The sequence below is a fragment of the Bariatricus sp. HCP28S3_F11 genome (genome assembly GCF_052065395.1).
Taxonomy (GTDB): Bacteria; Bacillota; Clostridia; order Lachnospirales; family Lachnospiraceae; genus Allocoprococcus.
The window spans coordinates 151,056-167,453 of the sequence record NZ_JBQHUC010000001.1 but is presented as its reverse complement, the minus strand read 5'-3'; the positions used below and the strand labels follow the sequence as shown (position 1 = coordinate 167,453).

General features: G+C 43.2%; 18 protein-coding genes and 1 pseudogene. 7 read left to right on the top strand and 12 right to left on the bottom strand.

Annotated elements, in window-relative coordinates; translation table 11 throughout:
- Positions 1-213: 213 nt before the first annotated feature.
- Positions 214-1,011: a 7alpha-hydroxysteroid dehydrogenase gene (hdhA, locus tag ACTNBR_RS00805; RefSeq protein ID WP_427807101.1), complete on the bottom strand. Its 798-nt coding sequence runs from the start codon at positions 1,009-1,011 to the stop codon at positions 214-216.
- Between the two features lie 668 nt (positions 1,012-1,679).
- Here hdhA and ACTNBR_RS00800 point away from each other — a divergent pair.
- Positions 1,680-2,264 carry a manganese efflux pump MntP family protein gene (locus ACTNBR_RS00800; RefSeq protein ID WP_427807102.1) on the top strand — a complete coding sequence of 195 codons (585 nt, stop codon included), beginning with the start codon at positions 1,680-1,682 and terminating at the stop codon, positions 2,262-2,264.
- Between the two features lie 126 nt (positions 2,265-2,390).
- On the opposite strand, the gene ACTNBR_RS00795 is transcribed toward ACTNBR_RS00800, so the two are convergent.
- The 6 genes from ACTNBR_RS00795 to ACTNBR_RS00770 form a co-directional block, all read right to left on the bottom strand.
- Positions 2,391-3,203: a TPM domain-containing protein gene (locus tag ACTNBR_RS00795; RefSeq protein ID WP_427807103.1), complete on the bottom strand. Its 813-nt coding sequence runs from the start codon at positions 3,201-3,203 to the stop codon at positions 2,391-2,393.
- Between the two features lie 16 nt (positions 3,204-3,219).
- Positions 3,220-4,338, bottom strand: coding sequence for a hypothetical protein (locus ACTNBR_RS00790; protein ID WP_441017351.1), 1,119 nt, complete (start codon positions 4,336-4,338; stop codon positions 3,220-3,222).
- 223 nt (positions 4,339-4,561) lie between these two features.
- Positions 4,562-6,175: a chaperonin GroEL gene (gene groL, locus ACTNBR_RS00785; RefSeq protein ID WP_441017353.1), complete on the bottom strand. Its 1,614-nt coding sequence runs from the start codon at positions 6,173-6,175 to the stop codon at positions 4,562-4,564.
- 53 nt (positions 6,176-6,228) lie between these two features.
- Positions 6,229-6,501, bottom strand: coding sequence for a co-chaperone GroES (locus tag ACTNBR_RS00780; RefSeq protein WP_427807107.1), 273 nt, complete (start codon positions 6,499-6,501; stop codon positions 6,229-6,231).
- Positions 6,502-6,693: 192 nt separating this feature from the next.
- Positions 6,694-7,311, bottom strand: a complete 618-nt coding sequence (locus ACTNBR_RS00775; protein ID WP_427807108.1) for a flavodoxin family protein — start codon at positions 7,309-7,311, stop codon at positions 6,694-6,696.
- An 81-nt stretch (positions 7,312-7,392) separates the two neighbouring features.
- Complete coding sequence (locus ACTNBR_RS00770) at positions 7,393-8,727, bottom strand: MATE family efflux transporter (protein WP_427819259.1); 1,335 nt, start codon at positions 8,725-8,727, stop codon at positions 7,393-7,395.
- A gap of 194 nt (positions 8,728-8,921) precedes the next feature.
- On the opposite strand from ACTNBR_RS00770, the gene truA reads away from it, so the two are divergent.
- Positions 8,922-9,665 (top strand): tRNA pseudouridine(38-40) synthase TruA, encoded by a 744-nt coding sequence (truA, locus tag ACTNBR_RS00765; protein ID WP_441017356.1) that lies wholly within the window; start codon positions 8,922-8,924, stop codon positions 9,663-9,665.
- 43 nt (positions 9,666-9,708) lie between these two features.
- Here the strand turns inward: truA and ACTNBR_RS00760 are convergent.
- Positions 9,709-10,065, bottom strand: a pseudogene (locus ACTNBR_RS00760) (DapH/DapD/GlmU-related protein); the annotation flags it as partial.
- A gap of 277 nt (positions 10,066-10,342) precedes the next feature.
- On the opposite strand from ACTNBR_RS00760, the gene ACTNBR_RS00755 reads away from it, so the two are divergent.
- Positions 10,343-10,573, top strand: coding sequence for a hypothetical protein (locus tag ACTNBR_RS00755; protein WP_441017359.1), 231 nt, complete (start codon positions 10,343-10,345; stop codon positions 10,571-10,573).
- Positions 10,574-10,663: 90 nt separating this feature from the next.
- Positions 10,664-10,882, top strand: a complete 219-nt coding sequence (locus tag ACTNBR_RS00750; RefSeq protein ID WP_427819254.1) for a hypothetical protein — start codon at positions 10,664-10,666, stop codon at positions 10,880-10,882.
- Positions 10,883-11,023: 141 nt separating this feature from the next.
- On the opposite strand, the gene ACTNBR_RS00745 is transcribed toward ACTNBR_RS00750, so the two are convergent.
- Together ACTNBR_RS00745 and ACTNBR_RS00740 are read right to left on the bottom strand one after the other, a co-directional pair.
- Positions 11,024-12,025, bottom strand: coding sequence for a permease (locus tag ACTNBR_RS00745; RefSeq protein ID WP_427806337.1), 1,002 nt, complete (start codon positions 12,023-12,025; stop codon positions 11,024-11,026).
- Between the two features lie 79 nt (positions 12,026-12,104).
- Positions 12,105-12,422: an ArsR/SmtB family transcription factor gene (locus ACTNBR_RS00740; protein WP_427806338.1), complete on the bottom strand. Its 318-nt coding sequence runs from the start codon at positions 12,420-12,422 to the stop codon at positions 12,105-12,107.
- Between the two features lie 179 nt (positions 12,423-12,601).
- Between ACTNBR_RS00740 and ACTNBR_RS00735 the strand changes: the two genes are divergently transcribed.
- From ACTNBR_RS00735 to ACTNBR_RS00725, 3 genes are all read left to right on the top strand, one after another.
- Positions 12,602-12,937 (top strand): ArsR/SmtB family transcription factor, encoded by a 336-nt coding sequence (locus tag ACTNBR_RS00735; protein ID WP_427819252.1) that lies wholly within the window; start codon positions 12,602-12,604, stop codon positions 12,935-12,937.
- 258 nt (positions 12,938-13,195) lie between these two features.
- Complete coding sequence (locus ACTNBR_RS00730) at positions 13,196-13,468, top strand: arsenic resistance protein (protein ID WP_441042652.1); 273 nt, start codon at positions 13,196-13,198, stop codon at positions 13,466-13,468.
- Positions 13,469-13,491: 23 nt separating this feature from the next.
- Positions 13,492-13,830, top strand: coding sequence for a helix-turn-helix domain-containing protein (locus tag ACTNBR_RS00725; RefSeq protein ID WP_441016006.1), 339 nt, complete (start codon positions 13,492-13,494; stop codon positions 13,828-13,830).
- Between the two features lie 55 nt (positions 13,831-13,885).
- Here the strand turns inward: ACTNBR_RS00725 and ACTNBR_RS00720 are convergent, their stop codons facing one another.
- Together ACTNBR_RS00720 and ACTNBR_RS00715 are read right to left on the bottom strand one after the other, a co-directional pair.
- On the bottom strand, positions 13,886-14,863 hold the full coding sequence (locus tag ACTNBR_RS00720) for an aldose 1-epimerase family protein (RefSeq protein ID WP_427819246.1): 978 nt from the start codon (positions 14,861-14,863) through the stop codon (positions 13,886-13,888).
- Positions 14,864-14,896: 33 nt separating this feature from the next.
- Positions 14,897-16,396 carry an FGGY-family carbohydrate kinase gene (locus ACTNBR_RS00715; RefSeq protein WP_441016003.1) on the bottom strand — a complete coding sequence of 500 codons (1,500 nt, stop codon included), beginning with the start codon at positions 16,394-16,396 and terminating at the stop codon, positions 14,897-14,899.
- Between the last annotated feature and the right edge of the window lie 2 nt (positions 16,397-16,398).

Here is a 16,398-nt window from a genome sequence, read left to right as displayed (position 1 = left end):
CACGATACTTTTTTCAAATTCAGAGCTTTGGAATCGAGGAAATGGAGCTAAGCTGGCTCCAAATGCTATTAAATGGTTAACAAATGGCCTCAAACTCACCACACAAAAAAAGACTGCAATACCTTGATTGAATCAAAATCATCAAAGTATCACAGCCTGATTATACTTATTTAAGTTGCAATGAATTAACCGATTTGTATACGACTACATATTCTACCGTCTGTTCTTCATTTCAATCATGTCGCCAAATACCGGTGTCGGCATGCCGAAACCTCCGGATACATCCACGATCTGTCCCGTTGTGTATGCTGCATCGTCACTTGCGAAATACAGTACCGTTCCTGCAATTTCTTCCGGTTTACCCATTCTGCGGATCGGTGTATGCTTCAGGAAAAATTCCTGGAATTCCGGTGTCAGATTTCCGGATACAGCTTCGGTTGCCGTCATTCCCGGAAGCACTGCGTTGCAGCGGATATTGTCTCTTGCACACTGTGTTGCAATCAGCTTGGTCAGATAGTTGATTGCTGCTTTGCTGGTTCCGTATGCAATCTGGGAAATATCCGGGCGGATGCCACCTACAGAAGAAATATTGATGATACTTCCGCCGCCATTTGCTGCCATATGTGGGATCACTGCCTGTGCACTGAGGAACACACTTGCAAGATTCATATCGATTGTACGAATATACTCGTCATATTCAGTAGACTTAATGTCAAGATCCTTCTTCGGATTGGATGTTCCGAAGTTATTTACCAGAATATCGATCTTGCCCTCATTCTTGATCACTTCCTCCACCATGGATGCATATGTTTCCTTCTTGGAAGCATCATTATAAACAGTCTTAACATTGCAGCCTTCCTTGTTCAGCTCGTCCGCACGCTCAGCAGCCCTCTCCATATTTCTTGCGCCGATATAAACGACTGCGCCCTCGCGCGCCAGACGCTGTGCACATGCCAGTCCGATACCTCTTGTCGCTGCAGTTACGATTGCTACTTTTCCATCTAATCTCATATCTATTCTAATCTCCTTTCCGATTGCTGTTATGTAATTCAACAGCGTTGTACACTATGATACCACAATTTAAGGAAAAATAAATATCTTTTTTGTGTATTATATATATTTTTATGTTATTATTTTGTCATTATTGTGTATATTTTAACATTTTGATAATCTTGTAACATACACGTCTTTATATGTTCCTTTATTAATTTGATACATTATAGAGTTTATGAAGGATGAATTGTTCAATAACAGAATGTTTCATAATCATTATATATCGGGTACTTGTTACGTGCTATTTACACGATATCATTGTTCCCCTTTTAAATGCCATAATTCTTCAAGATAGGTCTCTTTTTTATAAAATGACATTTTTTCTCAATACCGATTGACAATCTTTTCACCACATGATAAAATCACAACTGTTGTGAGGGAGTAGCGAGCGCAAATCCTTTGTGTAGCAAGTCAACATACTGGCCGTCTGGCCTGGCTTGTTTTAAATTGCGAGACTCATGTGTAACTGTGAAGCTATACATGGAGTCTGTTTTTTTTGTCCTGACACCAGGTATGGTTTTCACCGTATCTGGTTTTTTTATGACCGTTTTTATTCATTTTTTAATTAACATTTTCACATTTTATTATTACCAATGCGCAGTCATTATATTACGGAGGAATCATGTATGATGCTTGGATTTGTATTCTTTTTTAACAGTATTCTGCTGGGAGTCGGACTTGCCATGGATGCATTTTCTGTCTCTCTTGCCAATGGATTGAACGAACCTTGTATGAAACCCAGAAAAATGTGCCGGATTGCCGGGGTTTTCGCGATTTTTCAGGCAGTTATGCCGATGATTGGATGGATTTGTGTTCATACGATCGTGGAATATTTTCAGTCTTTTGAGAAATTCATCCCGTGGATCGCACTCATCCTTCTTGGATATATCGGGGGATCGATGCTGCATGAGGGACTTACCAGTAAAGAAGAACCTTGCGAGAAACCGGGTGTGGGATTTGCCGCGCTGATGATTCAGGGAATTGCAACTTCTATCGACGCACTTTCCGTTGGATTCACGATTGCGGATTATGATCTTCTTTCTGCTGCGATTTGTGCATTCATCATCGCAGTTGTTACTTTTATCATTTGTATGGGAGGGCTGGTAATCGGGAAAGGTGCCGGAACGAAGCTTTCCGGGAAAGCAACCATTCTTGGCGGTGTCATCCTGATTTTCATCGGACTTGAGATTTTCATTACCGGAGTCTTCTAAATACAATATCGTTTACAATAGTTCACCGGAGAGAACAGATACGTTCCCTCCGGTTTTACTTTACTCCTATTCGTCCAAAAGCTCTGAATGTTCATACGCAATTTGTTATGGAATTGTTATGAAATATCAGAATTTGCCGCCGCCACCGCCGTGTGTTGAACCGGAAGAGCTGGTGTGGGTGCTGCTTCCGCCGGAACTGCTGCTTTGCCGTTCAATTTTTCGAGTCGTCACAAACCGGTTGACAAGCCGGTCTTTCTGCAGGGACAGTGAAAAGCTGCCCGGAACCTCATAGTCTCTGGCCTCCGGTTTTCTGCGCACCGTCTTAAGTGCTGATTTTTTCGCACTTGCCATGATAAGTGCAATGATGAATCCGACAACAAACGATCCGAAAATCCAGAAGATCGGCATGGATCTGCGCGGCATATTTCCCACGTCATAAGGCTCTTCTTCATAGGCCTGGGTCAGAAATTTATCGCAGAGTGACGCATATTCTATAAACGCTGTCTCATAATCGCCATCACTTAGATACGGCACAAATTCATCGGATATGTATTCGATCCCCGCGTCGGTAAATGCTGTAATTCCAAAGCCGCAGGTACTGATCCAGTAGTCACGATCTTCCATGCTGACGAGAAGCAGGATTCCGTCACGGTCCTCGCCATATCCGTATCCGTTATAGTCATAGTAGTCATCCGCATACTCCATGGCACTCTTGCCTTCCAATGTATCCGTCGTGACTACGACCACATCACACCTCTGCCGTTCGCTGATCTCTTCCAGTAATTCTGTTAATTTGCTCTCTTCATCGTCATCTAAAAGGTCAGCATGATCCGCCACAAGCGGTGCCTCCCTCAGATACGCTCCCTCGGCTGATGCCGGAAGAACCGCAGACATTGCCAAAAGAATCGTAATTATAACTGCCAAAAATCGTTTCTTCATTTGTCCACCCCTCCCATCACAGCATGAAAATCCACATCAAAACACTGATGATCACTCCGAAGATCACACTTCGGGTTGCCACATAACGCCAGTAGGCTTTTTTATCCATCGGGAGATCACCCACCATCTTGCCGGTCTGTCCGTTCATAGCGAAGGTGTATTTCTTTCCTTCCCATGTTGTATTAAGGATCCATACCGGATACAATGCATATAAATATTTTGCATTGTAAATATTGACATTGCTTCCTGTCGTCGTAATCATCTGATATCCGGTTACAGTATTTCCAAAAACAGTTTCCGCACTGCTCGTGATTCGTTCTTTCGCACGCTCCAAACATTCTTCCATATCCACATCGTAGCGGTCTGCCACAAATCCCGCCAGATATGCCGGGGTAAATGGTACCGCCTCGGAGAAATCAAATGGCTCAATGGATTCCATCAGTGTATCATCCATTTTCTCGGAACCGTCCGCCGGAATCCGTTCGAACCGGACCGAGCCGCCGCGCTCTACCAAATAATGTTCATGTTCCGTATATTCGGTGTCGCCGTTCTCCCAGACACGGAGATTTCTCGCATCATACATAAAATGGGACTTGGTATCAGCATCAAACAGCCAGAACGGAACGTATACGCCCTTGATCTCATCAATATGGTTCTCATCCTTAAATACCTTCGGAAGGAACGGCTTGCCTTTCAGATGGCTGTAATATGCCGCCTTTGCAGCTTTCTTATCTTTCTTAAACGGAATGACATAATCCGGCTTCTGATCACCGGAAAATTGTCCCTTCATGACAACCCGGTTCCCGCAATACGGACAGGTGGTCGCTCCCGTTGTCTCTTCTGCAATGATCTCACCGCCGCAGGACTCACATACATAGACCCGCATTCCATCGGTCTCACCTTCTGCCCACTGATTATCGTTGGCCGCCTGCCAGTCTACTTTGTCCTGACTTCCACTTTGATTCTCGCTATATACCCCATCTGAAGCTGTCTGCTGTTTGTTTTCCTGCATTTTCTGAAATTCTTCCACCGCGATTTCGGTATCGCAGTAGGGGCACTTCATCTTCTGCGACTTACTGTCGAATTCCATGGCACCGCCGCAGGCCGGGCATTTGTATTCCATCATATCAGACATAGTTCTCATCTCCTTTCACGCGGCATCTCCGGGAGGATCTGCCGGACGTCTTTTGCTTTATGACGTTTCCTATATATTCAGTTTACCACCAGTTTTTGCATTAAGCAATTTCTAATTACGGAAACACTTTGAAACCTTTTTACAACAAAACACCCGCCCCTTAAACGGGACGGGTATCTTGTTTTAGAGAGGGATATATCATATGCAATTCGTACATATGTAATTAGTACATATCCGGTGACGGCTGTGCTGCCGGAGCCGGTTCCTTAATGTCTGCTACTGCTGCTTCTGTTGTAAGAAGGGTTGCTGCTACACTAACCGCATTGGCAAGTGCATTCTTGGTTACTTTGACAGGATCAATGATTCCTGCTTCCATCATATCTACATAGGTTTCGTGAACCGCATCGAATCCGATTCCTACTTCACTTTCTTTCACTTTGTTGATCACAACTGCACCTTCCAGTCCGGCATTGTCAACGATCGCATAGAGTGGCGCTTCCAGAGCTTTTGCAATGATTTCTGCTCCGGTCTTCTCATCACCGGTCAGTGTTGCCGCAAATTCATCCACTTTCTTCTGTGCATGAATGTATGCGGAACCGCCTCCGAAAATAACTCCTTCTGCTACCGCTGCCCTTGTGGCATTCATGGCATCTTCCATACGATATTTTGCTTCTTTCATCTCGGTTTCTGTTGCCGCTCCGACACGGATCACTGCAACACCGCCGCCCATTTTTGCGATACGATCCATCAGTTTCTCTTTATCGAAATCGGATGTAGTCTCTGCCATCCGTCTCTTCAGATTTTCGATTCTAGCTTCTACATCTGTTTTATTTCCGGTGCCGTCTACGATCGTTGTATTTTCTTTTGTTACCTTTACAGATTTTGCACGGCCTAACATATCCATTGTTGCGTCCTTAAGCTGGATTCCGATGTCTTCCATGATAACCTGTCCGCCGGTAAGCGCCGCGATATCCTGCAGCATTTCTTTCCGGTTATCACCATAACCAGGAGCTTTCACAGCAACCACTTTAAGTGTTCCTCTGAGACGGTTTACGATCAATGTCGTAAGGGCTTCTCCTTCTACATCTTCTGCAAGAATCAAGAGCTCTCTTCCTTCTCTCATAATATTTTCAAGAATCGGAAGGATATCCTGAATATTGGAAATCTTACGGTCTGTCATCAGGATGTAAGGATTTTCCATATTGCAGACCATCTTTTCCTTGTCGTCACACATATATCCGGAAAGGTATCCGTTATCAAACTGCATACCTTCTACTACATCGATGTCCGTCTGCATTGTTTTGGATTCTTCGATGGTGATCACACCGTTCTCACCGACTTTTTCCATTGCATCTGCAATCATTTCACCGACTTCTTCATTTCCTGCGGAAATGGCGGCAACTTTTGCAATGTGTTCTTTGCCGGTTACCGGGCGGCTCATTTCTTCCAGAACAGAGACAGCCACGTCGGAAGCTTTCTTCATTCCTTTTCTAAGGATGATCGGGTTAGCTCCTGCTGCGATATTTTTCATTCCCTGATTCACCAAAGCCTGAGCGAGAACTGTTGCGGTCGTAGTTCCGTCTCCTGCGATATCGTTCGTCTTGGTAGCAACTTCTTTGACCAGCTGTGCTCCCATGTTCTCATAACGATCTTCCAGTTCAATCTCCTTCGCAATAGTAACACCGTCATTCGTAATCAGTGGTGTACCGTAGGACTGATCCAGAACCACATTCCTTCCTTTTGGTCCAAGTGTTACTTTTACGGTGTCTGCCAGTTTATTGACACCTGTCTCCATTTTCTTTCTTGCATCAATGTCATATGTAATATCCTTTGCCATGATTTATTCCTTCTTTCTTACTTTCTCAAATTCAATCTGATTTTATTCTTTTCTTATTCAACGATTGCAATGATATCATTCTGTGATACGATCACATATTCTTCGTCGTCCACCTTGATCTCGGTTCCCGCATACTGGGTACAGATGACTCTGTCTCCTTCCTTGACCTGCATCTCTTTTCCGTCTGTCCCGGGGCCGACTGCAATGACAACTGCTGTCTGTGGTTTTTCCTTGGCACTGTCTGGCAGGATGATTCCAGATTGTGTCTTCTCTTCTGCTTCCTGATGTTTCAAAACAACTCTGTTTCCTAATGGTTTTAATCTCATAAAAAATAACCTGCCTTCCTTTTTGTTAGCACTCTTTTGCGTTGAGTGCTTAGATTGTTTCCAAAAATATATTACTTCTTTTTCGAAGTAATATATTTTATTTTTAAACTATTTATTTTTGAATTATTATAGCACTTAATTATTGTTTGTCAACAGAGTTTATAGATTTTTTATAACTTAAATTTCATGTAACTAACGAATAAAATTCGTAGCCTGCTTTGCTTCTTTCTCCGGCAGACCATACTTTTCTTTTCCGAGTGCAATAGATTTCATAAGGAAGCTCATGTTGCGTGCCAGTGTCCTCATGCTCTGGAGTCCTTCTGCATCTCCTGCTGCTTCTCCCGGCAGGCGTCCGTGAATGCTGTTCCAGTACTGACCGGATGCTACCGGCATTCCGCTGATCGTGAAATACTTATTCAGCTCATCAAATGTGGAGGAGAGCCCTCCTCTTCTGGCTGCCACGACACTGGCTCCTACTTTCATGGTCTTGTCGAACGGAGTGCTGTAGAACAGACGATCCAGGAACGAGATCAGGGTCCCGTTGGCAGACGCATAATAAACAGGGCTTCCGATCACAAGTCCGTCACACTCTGCAAACTTCGGTGCAATTTCGTTAACACAGTCATCAAATACACATTTTCCTAATTTGGAACATCCGCCGCAGGCTGCACAGCCGCGGATGGCCTGATTTCCGACCTGCACGATCTCCGCTTCGATGCCCTCCTGCTCAAACACATGTTTCATCTCGTTTAATGCGATAAATGTATTTCCTTCTTTGCGCGGGCTTCCATTGATCAATAACACTTTCATTTTGTATTTCCTCCTTTATGATTATTGTTTTTTAACATACGGTTCATTAAATCCATTATATCAGTTTTCAGAACGATTTGGCTATGTAAGATTTTCATTTCTTTGCATCCACAGGTACACCACAACACAGATCACAACCGACACCAGGGATCCGGTCGCTGTTGCCAGCCCCATCGGGAGCAACGTATTCGGGAAATACCTGGATGCCAGATAGGCAAGCGGAACCCGGGCACATACGATCGAGATCGAATTGTGCAGGAACGAAAAGGATGAACGTCCATATGCGCAGAAATATCCGCTGAAACAGAAATGAATTCCGGCAAATACGCAGTCCCACACATAGCCGTGCATATATTCGCTGCCGAGACGGATTACCTCGGTATCTGTTGCAAATAGTCCTACAAACCATCCCGCGGCAAACTGCATGACAACCACTGTGACAAGTCCAAAGGAAACACACATCGTGATGGCATACCACAATGTCTTCTTCGCGCGGTCATGTTTTCCGGCACCGATATTCTGTGCCGCCAGTGCCGAAACGGTTGACAGCATGGAAGATGGAACCAGGAACAAAAAGCCAATGATCTTCTCCACAATTCCCACCGCAGCCGCATCATTTAACCCTCGCTGATTCACGATGATCGTTATAATGATGAAAGAAATCTGTATGAAACCGTCCTGCAGCGCAACCGGAATTCCTATCTTAAGCAATTGTTCCATGATCAGTTTCTTCGGACGAAAATAAGATTTCTTCATCACAATACCGCTCTGCCGCTTTCGAATGATACACAGGGATACGATCACACTGATCGTCTGGGAAATCGTCGTTCCAAGTGCAGCTCCCGCCGGTCCCAGTTCCAGACCACCGATGAACAGATAATCCAGAATGATATTTGCCACACAGGCGACTGCCACAAAGCACATCGGGCTTCTGGAATCCCCCATCCCGCGGAAAATGGAACTGATGATATTATAGGCTGTGATGAACGGGATCCCGATAAAGCAGATGGTAAGATAGAGGATCGTCCCCTGCACCGCTTCTTCCGGCGTGGACATCACCGCAACAATCGAGCGGACCAAAAGAAGCAGGATGACGGTGAGTGTCACCGATACTCCCATGAAGAGCGTGATCGTATTTCCGATCGCCATTGACGCCTCCTCTCTCTTCCCGGCCCCGACCGCTTTACCGATCATGACCGTGGAGCCCATGGCAAGACCTACGATCATGACTGTGATCATATGCATGACCTGGCTTCCGATGGACACCGCCGTTGTGCTGGCCACACCGTTATATTGACCTATGATAAATAAATCTGCCATTCCATACAGTGTCTGTAAAAAATAAGATAACAGGAAGGGCAGTGAAAAAGATAAGATCGTTTTAAATACGCTTCCGTTTGTCAAGTTCTTTTCCATTTCGGGCACCTCACATTCGTAATCATACAAAACGATTATAAACGCTTTGATACCATTTGTGAACTGCGTATTTTAGCTTTCTTCCGTTCCTTATTGCCAGACTGTTGCAATTAACTTTGGTTTACAGTCTTTTCCTAAATTCTTCTTTTTGGTATAATTAGTCTGTTCAGAATAAGTTATAGGAGACATTTTTTATGAATCAGAATTATAAATTTACCATAGCCTACGACGGGACCCGCTATTCGGGCTGGCAGAGTCAGGGCAATACCGATGCAACGATCCAGGGAAAGCTGGAAACCGTGCTTTCCAGAATGACCGGCTCGTCCGTGGAAGTAACGGGTGCAGGCCGTACCGATGCCGGTGTGCACGCAAAAGAAATGACCGCAAATGCTGTATTGGACACGGATCTATCGACTGCGCAGATTCGGAAATACATGAATCAGTATTTGCCCGCCGACATCAGTATCCTGGAAGTCCATGAAGCATCACCGCGCTTCCACAGCCGCTACATGGCTGTCGGGAAAACATATGAATACACCTGCTATGCCGGATCTGCCAAGCCGGTATTTGACCGGAACTATGTCTATATACTCGACCGGAATCCGGATATTCGAAGCATGCAGAAGGCTGCCGCATATCTGACCGGTCAGCATGATTTCAAAAGCTTTTGTGGAAATCCCAGATTTAAAAAATCAACCGTTCGCACGGTTGATTCTATTCAGATCGTCCAGAAAGGACCTTATATTATATTTACTTACCACGGCGACGGATTCCTCCAGAACATGGTCCGCATTCTGACCGGAACCCTTCTGGAAGTGGGTTTCGGAATGCGACAGCCGGAAAACATGAACGACGTGCTGGATGCCGCCAGCCGCAAAGCAGCCGGATTTATGGCACCGGCCTGCGGACTATGCCTGGTTAAAGTGGATTATCAGTAGATTGCCGCTTTGGAGCAAGTACGCCGAATCGTATTTGAATTTATTATCTTTCCTGCCCGGTGACCTGCTCCCAGGCTTCCTCATCGAATTCTCTATCCTTGAAATAGATTTTTCTGTCCGCTTCGGTGATCTTTCGGATGACTCTGCACGGGTTCCCGGCCGCAACGGACCAATCCGGAATGTCTTTCGTGACCACGCTTCCCGCTCCGATCACGACATTATCCCCGATTGTGACACCCGGACAAATCACGGAATTTCCGCCGATCCAGACATTATTTCCGATGTTCACCTCAATCCCGTATTCGTATGCCGTATTTCTGGTATCCGGATGGATTGGGTGCCCGGCAGTATAGATCGCCACATTCGGAGCCATCATGCAATTGTCTCCGATCTTAACCTCTGTTCGATAGTTTTTTAAACCTCACTGCACGTGAGCAAAAAGCGTTAGAAAATTCCTGGGCAAAAGTTTTCGCCGTAGATGTTATGATTATGAACAAACTCACGGAGTTGATTTATACAAAGCTGCCATCCAAAACTATAATAAAGAAATCGCCAAAACAGGATTCGAAGATGTCTCTGAGTATGAACTTTTTATTCGCTGTTTTTCAGAGCAGTCCATTGTCGAACAGGGAAAACGTCGCTGGATTACTAAGGAAGACAACCTCGGCAATTCGACCATGCTGTTAAATCCAACTGATCCTGAGGCTACATACCGAAGGAAAGCAGGGAAAGAATATCGCGGCTATGTGGCTAATGTAGAGGAAACTGTTGGGAAAAATGGTTCTGTTGTAACCAGCTATGAGTATGAACCCAATATCCATTCAGACTCACAGTTTATAAAAGAACATCGAACTACTTCCTACTGCATTGACAGCCAAAAAGAATCGGCGAGATGTTTCCGGATTTGAAATGGACGAAGAAAAAACAAAAGTGATAAAGTGTCCGGCAGGAAACACACCTAGAAAAAGAGCCTGATTCGCCTCGCACTAGAGGAGAGAATGTCTAGTGAAACATATAATCTGTATCGCAGGATACGAAACGGAGTAGAAACGATTCCCTCAATTCTTCGAAGAAACTATCATCTGGAAAAGCTTCCACGTGGAAAACAAAGAGGAAGGTTCTTCTTCGGAAGTAAAATCGCAGCGTTGAATTTTAGAAAACTCTTTCACTATGTGAAAGGGTCTTCGAACTATGCAGAAAATCCTCTATTGGCATAAGAATATGGGAAGGGTATAGTTACAATCGACACCAAATATACCGAAAACTACGGTAGAAACTTATAAATAGCAACAAAAAGCAAAAAAGGGACGTTCGATGCCAGGACTTTTGCCCCCAGCATCGTGGCAAAAGAAACGTCCCTACAGAAATATATTAAACAAATATCCGACAATAATAATGCCGCCCGTACAAATTCCAACAAATAATCCTAATAATTTCGGTTTTATCGCTTTTTTAAGCATAATAATTGAGGGCAGACTCAGTGTCGTAACCGCCATCATAAAACTGAGAATTGTCCCAAGCTGAGCTCCTTTTGCCAGTAATGCCTCCGCAACCGGGATGGTTCCAAAGATGTCCGCATACATTGGAACTCCAACTATAACAGCCAGAATGACTGCAAATGGATTGTTATTACCAAGAACAGTCTGAATGATATGTTCCGGTATCCAGTTATGGATTATTGCACCGACTCCAACACCTATAAGAATGTACGGAAATACTTTTCGGAACGTGCCTGTCATCTGGTCTTTTGCATAAATCAAACGATCCGTAATTGTTAAATCAGGCAATTCAATATCTACTCCACTTGCACTCCGAATAAATTCTTCCACATATTTCTCCATGTGCATTTTTTCAATTAATGTACCGCCAAGAACAGCAATAATCAATCCCACAACCACATAGGCAACCGCAACTTTTGCTCCAAAAATACTCATAAGAAGTACGAGGCTTCCCAGATCGACCATCGGTGAGGAGATTAAAAATGAAAAAGTAACTCCCAAAGGAAGTCCTGCACTTGTAAAACCAATAAATAACGGAATTGAAGAACAGGAACAAAATGGTGTAACTGTTCCGAGAAGAGCCGCAATCATATTTGCCCATATTCCATGAAACTGCCCGAGAATTTTCCTGCTTCGTTCCGGTGGAAAATAACTTTGGATATAAGAAATTATAAATATCAAAAAACATAATAATACAGTAATCTTAATGATATCATAGATGAAAAACAGTATGCTGCCACCTATCCTTGTTGAAACATCCACTCCTATCGCAGATAAACCATTCCGAATTACCACATTCAGCCATTTCATTCCTAAGATCTGATTCTGAATAAACAGACCTATCGATTTTAAAACTTCCATCTTTTTTCTCCTCACATTCACGCATTCGAATTTTTCTATTTATTATGTATTTTTTAACCGGCATAAAGCCGGTTATAATCTATTTATTACAATCACAATCTACAATTTTCTGAAATTCATCCGGCACCATTAATTTGCCTATCACTTTATAAATTTCATTCATTTTTTCCAGATTCAAAGAATAATGCATCCACTTTCCTTCTTTTCGGGAATTTACAACACCAGCATCACATAGCTGTTTCATATCATGTGATAAAGTCGGCTGTGTAATGTGAAATTCTTCCTGTATTTTACACGCACATAATTCTCCATTCGATAACATATCAATAATCTTAAGTCTCTTTGGATCAGAAAAAACTTTAAATATTTTTGAATACTGTATATAATCTATCTCCATAATGTTTTCCCTTTTGCCAACACATTGAACATCTTCTATGTATTATTAATAATATTACTTATATAACCATTTGTCAATACAAATATAGAATATCTTCAATTTGATATTGACTCATTATTAATCAAGGCATATAATAACATATAGAAGAAATTCTATAAATATACAAGAGGTAATACAATTTGGAACAGAGCTATAAAGATTTGGGTAAGATTTTAAAAGCCATTTCAGATCCTAAACGTCTAAAAATTGTTGATATGCTGTCATGTGGTGAATTGTGTGCATGCCGAATTCTGGAAGCATTCCATATCACCCAGCCCACCTTATCTCATGATATGAGAGTTTTAATCGAAGCAAATGTCGTAATTGATCGCAGAGATGGAAAAAATACTTACTACTCGCTGAACAAAGAACAGTTGGATTCATTTTATCAGAGTCTTGGACGTGTTTTTTCTGATAAACCTGACTGTATATGCCATCAGAGCAGTCATTGTAATTGCAATTGTGATTGCAATTGAGACCGATGCTATTTTTAATGCAATAATCAGCATCGGTTTTCATATAAACAACAAATAGAATAATTTCTATAATTCGATCAAAGGAGGAACACATATATGACTCATAAACCCAAAGTTGCTTTTGTATGCGTTCATAAAAAGTCCTTGCACTGAAAAATCAATTGCTGGATGAGGAGGTATAAAATCATAATAAAAGAAGAAAAAAATACAGGTATTAATTTTTTCCAACGCTACCTGACAGTGTGGGTGTTCCTTTGTATGATCGTAGGTGTCCTTCTAGGACATTTTGCCCCTGCACTTCCTGCATTTTCAAACAAATTTGAATATGCAAGAATTTCTATTCCAATGGCTGTGCTAATCTGGGTTATGATCTATCCCATGATGCTGAAAGTAGATTTTCGGAGTATACAAAACGTCGGTAAAAACCCAAAAGGTCTGTTTGTCACATGGATTGTCAACTGGCTGATCAAACCATTTACAATGTATGGATTTGCATTTTTATTTTATCCGATTCACGTTATTATCATGTAGAACATGTCACAACCAGAGCACGAATGGATTCCTTACTTATGGCCCGTATTGACCAGATTCTGGAAGAACGAAACGGGCGGATTACGAATCATGAGCTTGCACAGATTCTTAATTATGATGGCTCATACATCGGAAGAATAGTGAAAAAAGCAACAGGAAAAAGCCTTTTTAAATACAGTATGACCTTTACCATGGCTGCCGCTGAAACCATGTTATGCAGTACCCAAATGAATATCTCACAAATTACAGAGAAACTGCATTTCTCCAACCGGGCACATTTCTATAAGGTTTTCGACCAGTATTATCATATGACTCCCAAACAGTATCAGGAAAAACTACGAAACAAAACCCTTGACATCTAAAAAGCCATATACGGACTTTTATTCCTGTACATGGCTTTTCAATCTTTCATCACTTTTATTTTTCACATAAATCTATCATGGTGATTTTTACATTATATGTTTTCTTTTCTCCAGGACTCAGGAATTTCAACATTCCGGCTTTTCTCATTACATCGCGACCGTCCGGGTAACAGTTGCCGCATTCCAGACCAAGCACATAATCTCTGACTCCCATCATCTTCCATTCCACAAACCCGTCCAGTTCCGTTGCGTCAAAAGAAATACTCAGTCCTATTCCCAGTTTCGGCTGAAAGATAGAAGCTCTTCCTGCCTCATCTGCAAACTTATGATAATAACAGCGTTCCTGATATCCGACTGTCGGTTTCTCCATATGCATCCAATTTTCTATGTCCTCTGCGGCATGATCATCCCTTGGCAGTACCTCTGCCGCTGGTATTTTCACAATGCTGTCTTCGTCCAGCAATGGATATCCCATATTCATGTGATACAGAATCTCAACAGGCTCTATTTTATCTCCTGTATTGCAGATCGTATCACAGATCTCGAAGGAATTTTCCCTAGTAGAAACCTGAATTTTACGTTCCATCCGGAGTTTTCTGCCAAAAATGGTCTCATCTTTTACTGCGGTATGAATAACAAGACCGGCTTCGTCTTCGGTCCAGTAGGCCTGCTCACAGGGCTGATTACCGATAGAACCATGGAGTGGAAGTTCTTCTCCTTCATCCATGCATGGAGAGCCCACTGCCTGTAGTCCGCAAGTGGTAAGAAAGCCAGCCGTAAAGGTCTTCAGCCAGTTTACTCCGATACTGTCATAATAAGCCGGTGCTGCATATCCGCAAGGAGACAGGTAGCTCATATTGATTCCCTTAAAACGCAATCTGGTAATATCACCGCATCTGTCAGGCGAAATAGTGAGCATAAGCCCCTTTCCATTATTCACTTCAAAGAGACGCATACCGTCACCTTTTCCCCCTATAAGACGATGTTCTTCTACTCCATACAACTGTGTGTCATGTCCTATATATGGATTCATTTTCTCTTCACCTTTCCCGGACAGACTGTACCACTACATGAGTGGTCTGACTGCCTGATATACATTTTGATATTTTTCATAGATTCTCATATACTTTTCATGCATTGCCGGTCTTGGTTCATAAGTTTTAATTTCTTCCACCATATGAAACGCGGCATCCTGCAAATCGTGAAAAAGTCCTATCGCAATTCCAGTAAGCATAGCACTTCCTACCGTTCCTGCATCTACAGTTTTCAATGCAACCATAGGCACATTCAGCATATCTGCCTTCATCTGCATCCATTCTTCAGAATGGGCTCCACCGCCGGTGGCGTGGATTTTTTCAAACCGGATTCCTGAACCCTGAAGTGCTTGCATATTCAGATACATTTCATAGACAACGCCTTCCATACAACCGCGATAAATATCAGCTGTCGTCGTTGCCGTTGTAAGCCCCAAAACAGCCCCTTTAGAACCAGTATCCATATAAGGGGTTGCAGCGCCTGCAAAATGAGGCAGCACCAGAAGCCCGCTTGGAATCTCTTCTTTCTGAGACGCATAAGCCTGTTCCAGATACTCATTGACAGAAATCCCCTGTTCTTTCGCCAACTGCATTTCTTTTTTTGCCATTGTCTCCGTACACCACTGCATCAGGGCTCCCCCAGTGTAGGAAAATGCATATGCTACATATTTTCCCGGTATCACGTAAGGCACTACAGAAAAATATCCTTGATACATCACGTCGATGTCTGGTATCTGATCATACACCGGAGTAAGGCATTCTACTGTTCCGGCCCCATCCACGGCTACAGAGCCATCAAAAGCACCTGCTCCTACAGCTGCTGATACCTGATCGTGACTCACAGAAACTACTTTTGTATCCCCGCAAAGTCCCGTCTTTTGTACTGCTGCCAGACTGATCGTCCCGGCAACAGTTCCGGTCGATACCGGCTTTGCCATCAGTCCCATATCAATTCCTGCCGCCTCAAATATTTCTCGACTCCAGCAGAGGTTTCGGATATCAAATGCCATCGTTCTGGTGGCAAGGGAATAATCAATCTGTGCATTTCCCGTCAGATGATAGACCACATAATCTTCCATCAAAAAAATCTTACGGGCAGAAGAATATACCTCCGGCTGATTCTTCTTGATCCACATAATTTTGGAAATGCTGTACATTTCATGCGGACGGAGACCGGTAATATTCGCAATCTCCCGCTCTCCAAGCTTTTCAACCAGCTCCCGGCACTCTTCCTTTCCCCTCGGATCCGTATAGAGCATGGCCGGGTGAAGCGGTTCTCCCGTCTCATCCACACAGACAAAAGTCTCTCCAAAACTGGTAACACCGATCCCCGCAATATCCGGGTATTTTTCCGCCATCTCCCGAATGGAAGCATAGACCCCGTCCATCACAGCAGAAATGTCAATTTCATGCCCTCCAACCGTCCGCTTTACCGGATAGTCCCGATATGCCTTGTCCAGATATTTCCCATTCTCATCAAAGACCGTACATTTGCAGCCTGTCGTGCCGATATCCAATCCTGCAATTTTCATGC